Genomic DNA, 14,040 nt, shown 5'->3' with positions numbered 1-14,040 from the left:
CTGGGCCGGCCCCTCGCTGGCAAGCCAGCTCCCACAGTTTTTGCGGTGAGCACAAATCTTGTGAACGACGTTGAACCCTGTGGGAGCTGGCTTGCCAGCGATGGCGCCGGTGAATTCAACACAAATCACCAGTACATGACTGTACATTTCCATCCTTGACGATCATTAACCGGCAGCTCAGTCTGCCGGTTCTGTTTTTTCTCGCGGAGGTGGTCGATGCCCTTTTTCACGGTTGACGGACAAGCACTGCACTACATTGATCAAGGCACCGGCCCGGCCGTGTTGCTGGCTGGCAGTTATCTCTGGGATCAAGCGATGTGGGCGCCGCAGATCGCCGCGCTGACCCCGCATTATCGCGTCATTGCCCTGGATTTGTGGGGGCATGGCGAGTCCGGCAAGTTACCCGAAGGCACCACATCGCTGGACGACATCGCCCGACAGGCGCAGGCCTTGCTCGATCACCTGGACATCGACCGCGTCACCCTCGTCGGGCTTTCGGTCGGCGGCATGTGGGGCACGCGCCTGGCACTGTCCGCACCGCAACGTCTCAACGGTCTGGTGCTGATGGACACCTACGTCGGTGTCGAGCCGGAACCGACGCGCCAGTATTACTTCTCGTTGTTCAAGCAGATCGAAGACAGCGGCACCATCTCCGAACAATTGCTCGACGTCGTTGTGCCAATCTTCTTCCGCCCGGGCATCGACCCGCAGTCGGCGCTGTATCAGGACTTTCGCGCGAAATTGAAGGGCTATTCGCCCGAGCGTCTGCGCGAAAGCATCGTGCCGATGGGACGCATCACGTTTGGCCGCAACGACCTGTTGCCACGCCTGGGCGAGCTGAACCCGGCGACGACGCTGGTGCTGTGCGGCGATCAGGACAAACCACGGCCACCCTCGGAAGCACGGGAAATGGCTGAATTGATCGGTTGCCCGTGCGTGCTGGTGCCGGAGGCGGGGCATATTTCCAATCTGGAGAATCCCGGGTTTGTCACTGAGGCGCTGCTGGCGTTTCTCCGCGAGCGCAACTGACACACCGAGTGAGCTTCATTCGCGAGCAGGTCACCATGCAATCACGAGTGTGAAACTCATCTATAAAAGCATTTGATAAGGGAATGACGTGCAACAGTTCTGGTGGCGTGACCTCAGGGATCTTGAGGACAAGTGGGTTGGGTTGAGTATTGAGGTCAACCGACCGAAATCAAGCAAACCGCCGCTTCATCTGCAAAGTGGTAACAACGGGCGGATGAAGTTGATGCTCAATGAAAGCCCACTCTTCTGGGCGACCATTGCCACCTCATATTACGGTGCTTGGCTGGTTCGCAATCCGCGGCCCGTTCAACTGGAATCGCCATCCGTGCCCCCCATCGTTTCGGCTGACGTTCAGGAGCACTTTGAATTACCCGTCCAAGAGCGCTTCCCGCGCTGGTGTCGCTATTTCATAAACCAGTTGATGAACAATCAGGCGGACTTTCTCTATCCCGGCCACTGGGTGGCGCGCCCTTTATTGCCAGCAGTTAGCCGATACAAACCCGTTGCCGGTCCGGATGGCTGGTATTTTTCCACCCCGGCCGAGGCGTCCAGCCATCTGCCCAACTGGTACGCGCGCGGCGAGGGCATTCTCGACAACGTGCAACCGCACACCGTGCATTGGCTTGATTGGGATTTGGGACACTTGATCGGTCTGCACACGGTGGACCCTTTTGCAGGTCGCCTCAAATGGTGGCGCAAAAAAGCCAGGGAGGGCAGCTTGCCGCCGATCCTGCTCTGGTATGTGGGCGGACTGTGTTCTTACGTGATCATCGATGGACATTACAGACTGCAGGCCGCGCTCGATGAAGGTGTCAAACCTGATTTCATTGTCCTGAGCTCGACCAAAGCCCAGCAAGTCAAACCATGCGAAGCAACGCAACAGCGCGTGTTCGGTTCGTTGATGTTGCAGAACGCGAGACATCCCAAGTTCAACGTTCACACATTCAATCAGGCGCTGATCAATACGTTTGACGACCGTCCCTGGCATTGGGCAGGGACGCACGCTTGGGCCGGTATTCCTTCAGACCAAGCGTGGTGCGCTGAGGTGACAAGCTTTCTCACGGAACAGGGAAACACCGAGCACTTGCAGGACATTATCGAGCGGTGTGAGTACTGATAGACCCGCACCGGTCAGTGGTTGTGAAGACTATTTCGGCCCGAGAATCTTCACCAGCTTGTCCGGCGATGGCGCGCCTTGCTGTTGTTGCAACTCGCCTTTGTCGTCCATATAGAAAATCGCCGGGGTGGCTTGCAGTTCGAGGTCTTCCATCAACTGCATGTTCGCCGCGAGTTTGCTCTGCACGGCGACCGGAATGTCTTTCAACGCCTTGAGGGCGCTGCCCTTACCGGCGCTCTCATGATCTTGCAGGGCTTTGGCCGGGTCTTTCGCCGCCAGCAGCGCGGCTGATTTGCCCGGGCTGTCTTCGCGAATGATGCCGACCATGATGTGGCGCAGCTGCACTTTGCCGGCCTTGACCCATGGTCGCGCCTGTTCCCAGAACATGTTGCAGTACGGGCAGTTCGGATCGCTGAACAGGTACACCGTGCGCGGTGCATCCTTGTTGCCGTCCTGAATCCAGTTGCTCGCCTCGAACTTGGCCCAGACTTCCTTGGACATCGGTGCGTAGACCAGTTTCTGCAGCGGCTCGCTACTCAGGTCCTTGCCGTCGGCGTCGTATAGATTGCCCACCACGACGTGTTTGCCGTCCGGGGTCAGGTACAGCGCCATGCCGCGATTCTGGTATTGCGCGGCGTACCCGCGCAGGCCATCAGGGGCGTCGAACTGGCCGACGATTTTCGCGCCCTTGGCTTCGATTTTTTTGATCGCTGCGGGTAGTTCTTCAGCGGCCTGCACCGACGGCAAGTGCAGCAGGGCAGTGCCCAGGGTCAGCGTCAGCAGGTGGCGGAGGCGGGGCATGGCAGTTTCCTTGCAGAGTTGGCCGGGGCAACGGCCTGATTCGGGCTTGAAGGTGAAGTGTCGAAGGTTTCCAGAGCGCGGGCCAGGCTGGCGTTCGACAGTTCACCGAGGTGACTGGTCAGCAAGCGACCGTCCGGGCTATAGAACAGCGTAGTCGGTAACGCCATGGAACCCACGGCCTGACCGAGACGGCCGCGGCGGTCGAACAGCACGTTGTTCAGGCTCAGGCCCTGGGTTTCCAGGAACGTTGCCACGCTTTGCATGCTTTCGGCCTGATTGACGAACAAGAACGTCAGATCCGGGCGCTGTTGCTGGGCATTCTCCAGTACTGGCATTTCCCGCCGGCACGGCGGGCACCAGGTCGCCCAGAGGTTGATCACCAGCGGCCCGCCCTGATACTCACTGAGCTTGATGGTTTCGCCAGCGGCGTTGCGCAGGGATATATCCGGCAGGCGCGTACCCTGTTCGTAGATATTCAGCGACAGGGTGGCAAGCAGCCAGAACGCCACGCCACTGACCACGCCGAAGCCCAGCGGGCGGCGCAAAGCGGGCCGGCGCCAGCCGCGATACAACGCCGCCAGCAACAGCACGATGACCCCGGGCCAGGCGAGAAAACCGCCGTCGCGCAGATCGATGATCTGCCACGGGTCATTGCGATAGTGCGACCAGTACAGCGCGACAAACGCAATGCGCGCCGCAAGCATGCCCAGCAAGAACAGGCTGAACAGCGCCGACTCGGGGTTCTCGCCGCCGCGCTTGGCCACTCGCCAGCCGACAAACGTCGCCAGCGCCAAAGCACTGATCAGCAGCAGGTGGTTGAGCGCGATGGCGAAGGTGCCGAGGGTGAACGTCAGCATCAGTTGGCATCTCGGGTGGCGGACCAGCGTTGCAGGAAGGTCTCGGCATCGACCTCGCCGGTGATGCGCTGGCTGCGGCGTTCTTCACCGTCGGCGCCGATCCAGATGAACGTCGGCGGCCCCGGCACTTTATAACGGCTGAGCAGCTCGCGGCTGGCGGCGTTGTCGGCGGTCACATCCAGGCGCAGCAGGCGCACATCGCTCAGGGCCTGCATGACTTTGGCTTCACCAAACACCTTCTTCTCCATCACTTTGCACGACACACACCAGTCGGCGTAGTAATCGAGCAACACCCACTGGCCCTGAGCCTTGGCCGCGTCGAGTTCGCGTTGCAGTGCCGCCGGTTCCTTGATTGTGCTAAAGGCATCGTGACCCGTCGGCGCCGCGCTGGCGACAGGGCCGGCGCTGTAGACCTGCAATGGCTGATACGGATCATCGCTGCCACCCGCCGCACCGATCACCAACAAGCTGCCCCACAAACCGAGCAACAGGGACAGCGCGCCAAACATCTGTGCGACGCGGCCAAAACCTTCGGATTGTTTCCAAGCGCTGTAAGCGGCGATCAACAGCAGAGCGCCGCACAGCCCCAGCCACAACGACGGGTCCAGTACCGGGCGCAGCATCAACAATGCAGTGGCAAGAAAGAGGAAGCCGAATATGCCCTTGAGCAGATTCATCCACGCGCCGGGTTTCGGCAGGAAACGGTTGCCCACAGTGACCAGCAGCAACAGCGGCACACCGATGCCGATGCCCAGTGCAAACAGAATCAGACCGCCGTGCAACGCGTTACCGCTCTGCGCGATGTACAGCAGCGCGCCGGCCAGTGGCGCGGTCATGCACGGCCCGACCAACAGACCGGACAATGCGCCCAGCACGCCGGCGCCGATCAGGCTGCCGCCGCTGCGGCTGCGCGACGCATGTTCCAGGCGATCACGCAGGGCCACCGGCAGTTGCAGCTCGAAGAAGCCGAACATCGGCAATGCCAGCACCACGAAAATGGCGGCAAATGCTCCGAGTAACCAAGGATTCTGCAACCACGCCTGCAGGTTCGCACCGAGCAGCGCAGCAATCACGCCCATCGCCGCATACACCAGTGCCATGCAGATCACGTAGCTGCTGGCCAAGGCAAACCCGCGCCGTGGTGTGGCGCCACTGCCGACGATCATCCCGGCGAGAATCGGCAGCATCGGCAGCGAACACGGGGTAAACGCCAACAGCAGACCGAGTCCGAAGAACACCAGCAAGCTCCAGCCCAGCGCCCGTTGTTGCAGACTGCTGGCCAACGCCTGATCCGGGGCTTCAGCGCCTGTTGTTGCTGCGGCTTTGCCACCCAGATCGATCACTCTGGTTTGCGGTGGATAGCACAGACCGGCATCGGCGCAACCTTGATAGCTGACTTTGATCTGACCGCTGGCCGCCGCCGGGATTTTTACTTCCAGCCCTTGGCGGTACACCGGCTGCTCGCCGAAGAACTCATCGCTGTGGGATTCGCCTTCAGGCAACACCGGCTGCTGATCGGCGGCCAGTCCATCGAATTTCAGGCGTTTCTGATACAGGTAGTAGCCGTCAGTGATCTGCCAGAACAGCTGGGTTTCGCCTGAATCCAGACGCTCGGAAGTCAACACGAACGCTTGGTCGACCGGCAAGAAGTCCGGTTTCGTATCGAAAGGATTGTTTCCAGCCTGGGCCAGGCCCGAGATCAGTAACGCAAACAAAACAAAAAAATGACGCATGGAGAAGCCTTGTCCCTGTGCAAGTGAGGTGCACAATGGGCAGCGGCGATTAACCGATGATTAACCGCCATGCCCTTGTCGCAGTGACGTTGGGCGCCATAATGTCAGCTTAATCGGCCAACTGCCTAATCCGCTTTTTTCCTGTGGGATTCACCATGCACGTACTGGTTTGCGAAGACGACGAGCTGATTGCCAGCGGCATCGTTGCCGGCCTCACCGCCCAGGGCCTGACCGTCGAGCACGTCAACACCGCGTCCAAGGCGCGGGCGATGCTCAAGGTCGCCGAATTCGATGTGATGGTGCTCGATCTCGGCCTGCCGGACGAAGATGGCCTCAAGTTGCTGCAACAGTTGCGGCAGAGCGGCCTGGAAATCCCGGTTCTCATCCTCACTGCCCGTGACTCGGTGACCGATCGTGTCGATGGTCTGCAGGCCGGCGCCGACGACTATCTGCTCAAGCCTTTCGACCTGCGCGAACTGTTCGCTCGCCTGCAAACCCTGTTGCGCCGGGTGGCAGGGCGTAGCGTCAATCTGATCGAGCACGGCGCGCTGACCTACGACCCGAGCAGCCGCGAAACCCGTCTGGCCGGGCAACCGGTGGACTTGTCGCGCCGTGAGCAGTCGCTGTTGCAGGCGCTGCTGCACAATCGCGGCCGGGTGCTGTCCACCGAGCAACTGAAGGACAGCGTCTACGGCTTCAACGACGAACTGGAAAGCAACGCGCTGAACGTGCATATCCATCATCTGCGCAGCAAGCTTGGCAAAGGCATCGTTGAAACCGTGCGCGGTCTGGGCTATCGCCTCGGGCCTGCCGATGGCGCAGAGCAAGGCAAATGATGAGTCTGCGACTGCGCCTGAGCCTGACGCTTGGCGCGGCGTTCGCGCTGATCTGGGCGCTGGCGGCGGCGTGGATGCTCAGCGACCTGCGCAATCAGATGATGTTTTCCCTCGACCAGCGTCTGGTGGCCTCGGCGCGCATGGTCGCCGGTTTGCTCGAGCAATTGCCGACGCTGCCGAGCAAGGGCGAGGGCACCCATTTCAGCGCAGAACAGCTGAATATTCCCGGTGGCATGGCTTGTCAGGTCAGCTCATTGCGCGGCGAGATTCTCGCGCGAAGCCACAACAACCCCGAGCAAGCGCTGGAAGCCGAGAAAATGGGCTTCCACGATCAGATGATCGACGGCGCCCCGTGGCGCAGTTTCACCCTGGCCCGCGGCGATGTGCGCATCACTACGGCGGATCGGCAGATCGAGCGCGAAGCCTTGAACATGTCGATTCTGCTCGCTGCTTCGGTGCCGGTCGGTGTGGCCTTGCTGGGTTGCCTGTGCCTGCTGTGGCTGGGCATCGGTCAGGGCCTGGCGCCGCTCAATCGTCTGCGCGAGGCGCTGATGCGGCGCAATGCCGACTCTCTTGAACCCTTGCAGTTGCAGGCGTTTCCCAGCGAATTGAAGCCGTTGCTGGAAACTCAGAATCAGTTGTTTCAACGCATCGGCAAGACCATCGAACGTGAACGTCGTCTGACCGGCGACGCCGCGCATGAACTGCGCAGTCCGCTGACGGCGATCAAGACCCACCTGCAAGTGGCGCGCATGACCGACGGCAGCGCCCGCGATCAGTCGCTCGCGCGCGCCGAGGAGGGCGCCGATCGCTTGCATCGCACCCTTGAGCAATTGCTGTTGCTGGCGCGGGTCGAAGGCAGTCTGTCGTTTGATGACGGCTCGCAATGCAGCGCCGAACAAGTGGCCAGACTGGCGATCCAGGACGCCACTGGCGGTGAACGGCTGCGGATCAAACTGCACGTGCCTGACGATCTGTCCGCCGCGCCTCTGCAAATGCCTGCCGTGCTGGCGATTGCTGCATTGCGCAACCTGCTCGACAACGCCCTGCGCCACACGTCAGAAGATTGTGCGGTCGAGGTTAGCCTGGAGAGCATCGGCAATCGTGTGCGTTTTGTCGTGCGCGACCATGGCCCGGGCATTGCGCCGGATGACTTGCAACATCTGACCCAGCGCTTCTGGCGCAACGGGCAGAGCACCGGCTGCGGGCTGGGGCTGGCGATTGTCCAGGCGATCGTTCAGCGCTGTGATTGTGCCCTGCATTTCGACAGCCGCCCGGATGGCCTGCGGGTCGAACTGACCATGCCGTTGCAAGCCCTCTGATCTCACCTCAGATCCCCTGTGGGAGCGAGCCTGCTCGCCAATGCGGTAAGTCATTCAACATCGACGTTGACTGGCCTGACGCTTTCGCGAGCAGGCTCGCTCCCACAAATGATCACTTTCTTCCACATCAAATGTAACTTCTCGGCGTTCGCAATCCGTCAGGGTTGGGGCTAAGGTCAACCCAGCTTTGACTCAAAGGATTGAGGGAACTGCGCCATGGAAGCACCCGTCTGCGTTCGTTCGGCCACTCTGGCCGACACCGGCATCATCAACCGTATTGTCGAGCGCTCGATCCGTATCGGATGTGCACTCGATCACCGCAACCATCCACTTCTGGTCAGCGACTGGCTCAACCGCTCCTCCGCCGATTTCATCAGTAGCCGGCTCGCCGACCCACACTTCTATCTCTGTATCGCTTCGTTCGAAGACAAACCCGTCGGTGTCGGCATGGCCCGGGTCAGTGGCGAAATCCCGCTGTGTTACGTCCAGCCTGAATCCTTTCGCCGGGGCGTCGGCCGGGCGCTGATGCACAATCTCGAAGGTTGGTTGCGCATTCGCGGTGTGCAGCATGTTTACCTCAACAGCACCCGCACCGCCGAGGCGTTCTATCGGCACTTGGGTTACCAACAGGCAGCGCCACCCGGCCTCTCCACCGGCGTGCAGACCGTGCCGCTGCACAAACCTTTGTCCTCACCGGCCTGACAACTCGATCAAGGGTGTAAATCCGCACCGCGCTGAAGCGTTTCCAGAACAGGAAAACCTGCAAGTGCGCCCCGCGACCGGAACGCGCACCTGTCGGTGTGCTGTTCTGGTCACTATCCATAGCGAATTGAGGGGTCGAGAGATGTCAGTCGCCACCAGTCTTATCGAAGCGTCGTCGGCCCGGGTCGCCTCGGCGCCGGCAGAAACGTTATACGAATTCAACGAATCCCCGTTACTGGCGCGCCAGAGTCGTCAGGAGTCCAACGCGCGCAGCTATCCTCGGCGTATTCCGCTGGCGCTCAAGCGTGCCAAGGGCCTGTATGTCGAGGATGTCGAAGGGCGTACCTTCATCGACTGCCTGGCTGGGGCCGGCACGTTGGCGCTGGGGCATAACCATCCGGTGGTAATCGAGGCGATCCAGCAAGTGCTCGCCGATGAGTTGCCGCTGCACACCCTCGACCTGACCACGCCGGTCAAGGATCAATTCGTCCAGGATCTGTTCGGACTGCTGCCGACGGAGCTGGCGGCGCAGGCGAAAATCCAGTTCTGCGGCCCGACCGGCACCGACGCCGTGGAAGCAGCGCTGAAACTGGTGCGCACGGCCACTGGCCGCAGTACTGTGCTGTCATTTTCCGGCGGTTATCACGGCATGAGTCAGGGTGCGTTGAGCCTGATGGGCAGCCTGGGGCCGAAAAAACCACTGGGTGCCTTGCTCAGCAATGGCGTGCAGTTCATGCCGTTCCCCTACGACTACCGTTGCCCGTTCGGCCTCGGCGGCGCGGCGGGCGTCAACGCCAATCTGAGTTATCTGGAAAGCCTGCTCAACGATCCCGAGGCCGGGGTGCAATTGCCGGCGGCGGTGATCGTCGAAGCGGTGCAGGGCGAGGGCGGGGTGATTCCGGCCGATATCGAGTGGTTGCGTGGCTTGCGCCGAATTACCGAAAGGGCCGGGGTGGCGCTGATCGTTGATGAGATCCAGAGCGGGTTCGCCCGCACCGGCAAGATGTTTGCCTTTGAACATGCGGGCATCGTTCCGGATGTGGTGGTGTTGTCCAAAGCCATCGGTGGCAGCCTGCCCTTGGCGGTGGTGGTGTACCGCGACTGGCTCGACACCTGGCAACCGGGCGCCCACGCCGGCACGTTCCGTGGCAATCAGATGGCCATGGCCGCCGGTTCAGCGGTGATGCGTTATCTGGTAGAGCACAAGGTCTGTGAACACGCCGCTGCCATGGGGGAGCGGCTCAGCGAACATCTGCACATTCTGCAGCGCGACTTCCCGCAACTGGGCGATATCCGTGGGCGTGGCCTGATGCTCGGCGTCGAACTGGTCGACCCGAACGGCGCGCCCGATGCGCTCGGTCACCCACCGGCATTTGCACGTCTGGCGCCACTGGTCCAGCGTGAATGCCTCAAGCGTGGCCTGATTCTGGAACTGGGCGGCCGCCATGGCGCGGTCGTGCGCTTCCTGCCGCCGCTGGTGATCAGCGCAGCGGAAATCGATCGGGTGGCCGAGATCTTTGGTCGCGCATTGGCCGCTGCCACCGCCGCGCTGTAAATTTTTCCGCGCGGCGAACGTTCTTTCTACATACCCCGGCTGCATCCGTTGTGCAGCCGACCTTACAACGATGGAGAACCAGCATGACGTCAGTATTCGACCGCGAGGACATCCTCTTTCAGGTCGTGGTCAACCACGAAGAGCAATACTCGATCTGGCCCGATTACAAAGCTGTGCCGCAAGGCTGGCGCACCGTGGGCAAGAGCGGCCTGAAAAAGGAATGCCTGGCCTATATCGAAGAAGTCTGGACCGACATGCGCCCATTGAGCCTGCGCCAGAAGATGGATGCGCAAGTCGCGGCGCAATAAGCGACCGGGCATAAAAAACCCGCTGGACCAGTGAGGGTCAGCGGGTTTTTTCATGTCTGGAGAGTGACGTTGTGGGTGCGGGCCTCTTCGCGAGCAGGCTCGCTCCCACAGGGGATCGCATTTCAACTGTGGGAGCGAGCCTGCTCGCGAAGAACGATTACGCGGACTTACTGAAACTACGCTCCGCTCAACCCCTTGAGCAACAAATCCACATTCCCCTCCAGCTCCGCCAGCGGATCCGCCGCATCGGTACTCAACACCACCAGGCGGCTGCCGGATTCGGCAATCGCCGCTTTCACCGGCTCCGCTGGCTGGCGATGGTGCAGCACCACCGCCACGTCATTGTCCTTGAGCGTCGCTGTCAGCTTCTTCAATTCATCTGGCGTCCACTCGGCATCAGGCCGTGCGTCCTGTCCAGCCAGTTCAAGGTTGAGGCTGCCAATCAGATAGCCGAAGTGATCGCTCAGGCTCATCACACTCAGGTTGTCCGCCTCGGCCAGACGCCCTTCGGTGTCTGCGCTGAGTTTCAGCAGACGCTGTTTCAACGCCGCCAGGTTGGCTTCGATCGCAGGTTTGGCGCTCGGTGCCAGGCGCACGAGGTCCGCGGCCATCACATCGGCCATGCGCCCCATATTGTTGCTCGCCAGCCATGGCTGACTGTTCAGGCCATCAACCAGCAGGCCCGGTTGCACGGCAATGCCGGGCAGCGCGCCGTCGACCGGGCGCGCAGCGTCGACTTCGACGATACGAATATTGCTGCGCCGCGCGATCGGGTACAGCGGGTCATCTGCCCACAATGAGCGCAGACCGATCACCGCGTCCGCGTCGGTGGCCAGTTTGCTCAGCGCCGGAGCGCCACGGCCGGTGAAGTACGCAGTCTGGCGGCTGCCGGGCAGGTTGGCCGGTGCTGCGCGTTCGAGGTTGACGTCGGTACCCTTGAGCAATGCTTCGCCCAATCCATAGGTGATCGGTAACGAGGCCAGGACGCGCAAGGGTTTCGCGCTTTCAGCCGCCAGCAGCGGGGTGCAGACCACGCCACACAGGGCCATGGCCAGAGTCAGGTTACGCAGTGAAAAAGCCATTTATCCAAGATTCCCTTTCAGGCTGGGGACGACGCCGCGCGCGATGGCGGCGAGGGCGAAAGCGATGCCGGCGACCAGAATGATCGCGGCGCCGGACGGAATCGGCAGGTCGAACACGATCGGCGCGAGAATCCCGCACAGCGTACTGACGGTAGCGATCAGCACCGAACACCAGAAAAAACCTTTGAGCGACTGGCTAAGCAAGCGCGCCGCTGCCGCCGGAATCACCAGCAAGGCACCGACCAGAATCGCGCCAATCACCTTCACGGCGGCGACGGTGATCAGGGTCACCAGAATCACGAACAGGTAATCCAGGGTCTTGACCGCTACGCCACGCACCGCCGCCAGTTGCGGATTGAAACTGGCGAGCATGATGCGGTTGTACAGCGGCAGGGCGAGGGCCATGACCAGCGAACCGACGATCGCCAGCACCGCCAGATCATTGCCGTTGACGGTCAATACCGAACCGAACAACACGTTTTCCAGAATGTGCACGTTGATCTTGCCGGCGAGAATCAGCAGCAGGCTCGCGCCCAGTGCCAGTGACACCGAGAGAAACACGCCGATCAGCGTATCCGGTGCCAGCCCGGTGCGGTTGCGCAGGTAATTGAGCAGGATGCCGAACAGCAGGCAGTAGCCGAACAGGCTGCCGTACGGGCCGGTGTAGGGTTCGCCGAGCAGAATGCCGATGGCGACACCGGTCAACGCGGCATGGCCGACTGCTTCGGAAAAGAATGCAAAGCGCTTGACCACCACCAGCGTGCCGAGCCCGCCCAGCACCGGGCCGATCAGCAGGCCGGCGAGCAGGGCGTTGACGACAAAACCGTAGGCCAGCGCTTCCGGCAGATAACCGGAAGACGCCCAACCCTGGACCATCAAACGAAAGGCTTCGTAACTCATCAGACCGCGCTCCGTGGATGGGTGGAAAACAGCGTCAGCAGACGCTCCGGAGTCAGTGCCTGTTGCGGTGTGGCATCGAACAGCACGCGGCGGTTGAGACCGGTGACCCGATCGGCCAGCCGACCCACCGCTTCCAGATCATGCTCGATCCACAGCACGGTGATGCCCGCCGCGCGCCAGTCAGTCAGCAGACGTTCGAACACCTGAATCCCGGCCTCATCGAGGGCCGACATCGGCTCGTCGAGCACCAGCAGCTGCGGCGCCGGGATCAAGCCCTGCGCGAGCAGTACCCGCTGCCGCTCACCACCGGACAGCGCGCCCATGCGCCGCTTGCGCTTGTCCTGCATGCCGACCCGTGCCAGCGCCTCGCCGATGGCGCCGGCGTAGTGTTTGCTCAAACCGAGAAAGGCCGGCCGGCGCTGACACATGGCGGCCATGAAATCGTCGACGGTCATCGGCAAGCCGCGATCGAACTCCAGCGCCTGCGGGACGTAACCAATGATGCCGGGCTCGCCGGGCCAGTGCAGGCTGAGCTGGCCCTGATGCGGCATCTGCCCGAGCAGCGTCTTGATCAGCGAACTTTTACCACCGCCATTGGGGCCGACCAGCGCATGCACGCTGCCGGGCTGCACCTGGAAGCTGACCTTGTCGAGAATCGTCGTGCGGCCCAAGGTCAGGCTGATATCCGCAAACTCCAGCGCCGGCCCGGTTATCCCCTGTGGGAGCGAGCCTGCTCGCGAATGCGGTGTGTCATTCAACGAAGATGTTGCCTGATCCGGCGCCTTCGCGAGCAGGCTCGCTCCCACCGGGTTGGTGTTGTCAGGGATCAGGGTTTCTTTCGACGTCATGCCCCCGACTCCTGAATCGCCCGAACCACGGTGTTGAGGTTGCCGGTCATTTCCTTTTCGTACTTGTCGGCGGTGTATTCGCCGTAGGAAATGTGCGACAGCGGGTACAGCTTCACCCCGGATTCGCGCTGGATGGTGTCGACGTAGCTGGATGGGAAATCCATCTCCGAGAAGATCACTTTGACGTCGAGTTCACGCAACTGGTCGATGGTCTTTTTCAGCTGACTCGGGCTTGGCTCGATGCCGTGGGCGGGCTCGACCACGGCCGTCACTTCCAGACCGAATTCACGCAACAGATAGTCGTAAGCCGCGTGCACCGTGGCCACGCGCAGTTCGGCGTTGGGTGCCTGGGTCAGTTTGGCCAAAGCGTCAGCGCGCATCTGCCGCAGGCGTTTGCCATAGGCACGCGCGTTCTGGGTGTAGGTCTTGGCGTTGTCCGGATCGATCTTGCCCAGCTCGCGGGCGATATTGTTGACCTGGGCGATGGAGGCGCTGATCGACAGGAACGTGTGCGGATTGACCACTTTGCCAGCGCCGCGCGCAGCGACACCGGTGGCCGCCAGCAACGGCACATTCTCGTTGGCTTCGATGGTTTTGACATTGGGCGTTTCGCTGGCGGCGATCATCCGGTCGGCGAAGTCGTCATGGCCGACGCCATTGAGCACGATCACGTCCAGCCCGCTGATGCGCTTGATGTCTTCAGCTCGAGGCTCGTAGGCGTGCGGATTGAACCCAGCAGGAATCAGCGGCACCACTTCGGCCTTGTCGCCGACGATGTTGGCGACGTAGCTGTAATACGGATGCAGAGTGATGCCGATACGCAGGCGTTTGCCTTGCTCGGCGCTGGCCAGCGGGCTCAGCAGGCAGGCGCACAGGCCAAGCAGAAACAGGCGTAACAATGGACGGCGAGGAGATGAAATGGACATGGGCAAGCAGTCTTCTCTCGGATA

14 protein-coding genes are annotated in these 14,040 nt (G+C 61.5%); 7 read left to right on the top strand and 7 right to left on the bottom strand.

The annotated features are described in order from the left end of the window. The first annotated feature begins 216 nt into the window (after positions 1-216). Together AB4N73_RS13100 and AB4N73_RS13095 are read left to right on the top strand one after the other, a co-directional pair. Positions 217-1,029, top strand: a complete 813-nt coding sequence (locus AB4N73_RS13100) for an alpha/beta fold hydrolase (RefSeq protein WP_460143559.1) — start codon at positions 217-219, stop codon at positions 1,027-1,029. Positions 1,030-1,117: 88 nt separating this feature from the next. After that, entirely contained in the window at positions 1,118-2,146 is a 1,029-nt protein-coding gene (locus AB4N73_RS13095) for a ParB/Srx family N-terminal domain-containing protein (RefSeq protein WP_041478460.1), read from the top strand. A gap of 30 nt (positions 2,147-2,176) precedes the next feature. On the opposite strand, the gene dsbG is transcribed toward AB4N73_RS13095, so the two are convergent. Genes dsbG through dsbD form a run of 3 tightly spaced genes read right to left on the bottom strand, consistent with a single transcriptional unit; the run spans position 2,177 to position 5,537 of the window. Continuing rightward, positions 2,177-2,947 (bottom strand): thiol:disulfide interchange protein DsbG, encoded by a 771-nt coding sequence (dsbG, locus tag AB4N73_RS13090; RefSeq protein WP_110601469.1) that lies wholly within the window; start codon positions 2,945-2,947, stop codon positions 2,177-2,179. Beyond that, positions 2,923-3,804 (bottom strand): TlpA disulfide reductase family protein, encoded by an 882-nt coding sequence (locus AB4N73_RS13085; protein WP_217851618.1) that lies wholly within the window; start codon positions 3,802-3,804, stop codon positions 2,923-2,925. Before AB4N73_RS13085 ends, dsbG begins: the two co-directional genes overlap by 25 nt. Next, a complete protein-coding gene (gene dsbD / locus AB4N73_RS13080) occupies positions 3,804-5,537 on the bottom strand; it encodes a protein-disulfide reductase DsbD (RefSeq protein WP_460143558.1) in 1,734 nt (577 codons plus the stop codon). Before dsbD ends, AB4N73_RS13085 begins: the two co-directional genes overlap by 1 nt. Before the next feature lie 155 nt (positions 5,538-5,692). Between dsbD and AB4N73_RS13075 the strand changes: the two genes are divergently transcribed. From AB4N73_RS13075 to AB4N73_RS13055, 5 genes are all read left to right on the top strand, one after another. Continuing rightward, entirely contained in the window at positions 5,693-6,373 is a 681-nt protein-coding gene (locus tag AB4N73_RS13075; protein ID WP_039759813.1) for a response regulator, read from the top strand. Beyond that, positions 6,370-7,695: an ATP-binding protein gene (locus tag AB4N73_RS13070; protein WP_095182170.1), complete on the top strand. Its 1,326-nt coding sequence runs from the start codon at positions 6,370-6,372 to the stop codon at positions 7,693-7,695. Before AB4N73_RS13075 ends, AB4N73_RS13070 begins: the two co-directional genes overlap by 4 nt. Before the next feature lie 216 nt (positions 7,696-7,911). Next, positions 7,912-8,397 carry a GNAT family N-acetyltransferase gene (locus AB4N73_RS13065; RefSeq protein WP_375122466.1) on the top strand — a complete coding sequence of 162 codons (486 nt, stop codon included), beginning with the start codon at positions 7,912-7,914 and terminating at the stop codon, positions 8,395-8,397. A 142-nt stretch (positions 8,398-8,539) separates the two neighbouring features. Beyond that, positions 8,540-9,952 (top strand): diaminobutyrate--2-oxoglutarate transaminase, encoded by a 1,413-nt coding sequence (locus AB4N73_RS13060; RefSeq protein WP_460143557.1) that lies wholly within the window; start codon positions 8,540-8,542, stop codon positions 9,950-9,952. 83 nt (positions 9,953-10,035) lie between these two features. Then, positions 10,036-10,260, top strand: a complete 225-nt coding sequence (locus tag AB4N73_RS13055; RefSeq protein ID WP_016770808.1) for an MbtH family protein — start codon at positions 10,036-10,038, stop codon at positions 10,258-10,260. A 176-nt stretch (positions 10,261-10,436) separates the two neighbouring features. Here the strand turns inward: AB4N73_RS13055 and AB4N73_RS13050 are convergent, their stop codons facing one another. Genes AB4N73_RS13050 through AB4N73_RS13035 form a run of 4 tightly spaced genes read right to left on the bottom strand, consistent with a single transcriptional unit; the run spans position 10,437 to position 14,016 of the window. Beyond that, positions 10,437-11,342 carry a metal ABC transporter substrate-binding protein gene (locus AB4N73_RS13050; protein ID WP_460143556.1) on the bottom strand — a complete coding sequence of 302 codons (906 nt, stop codon included), beginning with the start codon at positions 11,340-11,342 and terminating at the stop codon, positions 10,437-10,439. Then, positions 11,343-12,242 (bottom strand): metal ABC transporter permease, encoded by a 900-nt coding sequence (locus tag AB4N73_RS13045; RefSeq protein WP_007917717.1) that lies wholly within the window; start codon positions 12,240-12,242, stop codon positions 11,343-11,345. It abuts the gene before it with no gap. Next, positions 12,242-13,090: a metal ABC transporter ATP-binding protein gene (locus AB4N73_RS13040; RefSeq protein WP_460143555.1), complete on the bottom strand. Its 849-nt coding sequence runs from the start codon at positions 13,088-13,090 to the stop codon at positions 12,242-12,244. The genes AB4N73_RS13045 and AB4N73_RS13040 overlap by 1 nt, the downstream gene beginning before the upstream one ends. Then, entirely contained in the window at positions 13,087-14,016 is a 930-nt protein-coding gene (locus tag AB4N73_RS13035) for a metal ABC transporter substrate-binding protein (protein ID WP_056788579.1), read from the bottom strand. Before AB4N73_RS13035 ends, AB4N73_RS13040 begins: the two co-directional genes overlap by 4 nt. Between the last annotated feature and the right edge of the window lie 24 nt (positions 14,017-14,040).

This window comes from Pseudomonas sp. S3_B08, assembly GCF_054667725.1.
This window is presented reverse-complemented; position numbering and strand designations above follow the sequence as displayed.

Excerpts from the sequence above, each read along its gene's own strand:
- AB4N73_RS13100 (WP_460143559.1), top strand. The coding sequence starts at position 217 with ATGCCCTTTTTCACGGTTGACGGACAAGCACTGCACTACATTGATCAA.
- dsbG (WP_110601469.1), bottom strand. The coding sequence starts at position 2,947 with ATGCCCCGCCTCCGCCACCTGCTGACGCTGACCCTGGGCACTGCCCTG.
- AB4N73_RS13085 (WP_217851618.1), bottom strand. The coding sequence starts at position 3,804 with ATGCTGACGTTCACCCTCGGCACCTTCGCCATCGCGCTCAACCACCTG.
- dsbD (WP_460143558.1), bottom strand. The coding sequence starts at position 5,537 with ATGCGTCATTTTTTTGTTTTGTTTGCGTTACTGATCTCGGGCCTGGCC.
- AB4N73_RS13075 (WP_039759813.1), top strand. The coding sequence starts at position 5,693 with ATGCACGTACTGGTTTGCGAAGACGACGAGCTGATTGCCAGCGGCATC.
- AB4N73_RS13070 (WP_095182170.1), top strand. The coding sequence starts at position 6,370 with ATGATGAGTCTGCGACTGCGCCTGAGCCTGACGCTTGGCGCGGCGTTC.
- AB4N73_RS13065 (WP_375122466.1), top strand. The coding sequence starts at position 7,912 with ATGGAAGCACCCGTCTGCGTTCGTTCGGCCACTCTGGCCGACACCGGC.
- AB4N73_RS13060 (WP_460143557.1), top strand. The coding sequence starts at position 8,540 with ATGTCAGTCGCCACCAGTCTTATCGAAGCGTCGTCGGCCCGGGTCGCC.
- AB4N73_RS13055 (WP_016770808.1), top strand. The coding sequence starts at position 10,036 with ATGACGTCAGTATTCGACCGCGAGGACATCCTCTTTCAGGTCGTGGTC.
- AB4N73_RS13050 (WP_460143556.1), bottom strand. The coding sequence starts at position 11,342 with ATGGCTTTTTCACTGCGTAACCTGACTCTGGCCATGGCCCTGTGTGGC.
- AB4N73_RS13045 (WP_007917717.1), bottom strand. The coding sequence starts at position 12,242 with ATGAGTTACGAAGCCTTTCGTTTGATGGTCCAGGGTTGGGCGTCTTCC.
- AB4N73_RS13040 (WP_460143555.1), bottom strand. The coding sequence starts at position 13,090 with ATGACGTCGAAAGAAACCCTGATCCCTGACAACACCAACCCGGTGGGA.
- AB4N73_RS13035 (WP_056788579.1), bottom strand. The coding sequence starts at position 14,016 with ATGTCCATTTCATCTCCTCGCCGTCCATTGTTACGCCTGTTTCTGCTT.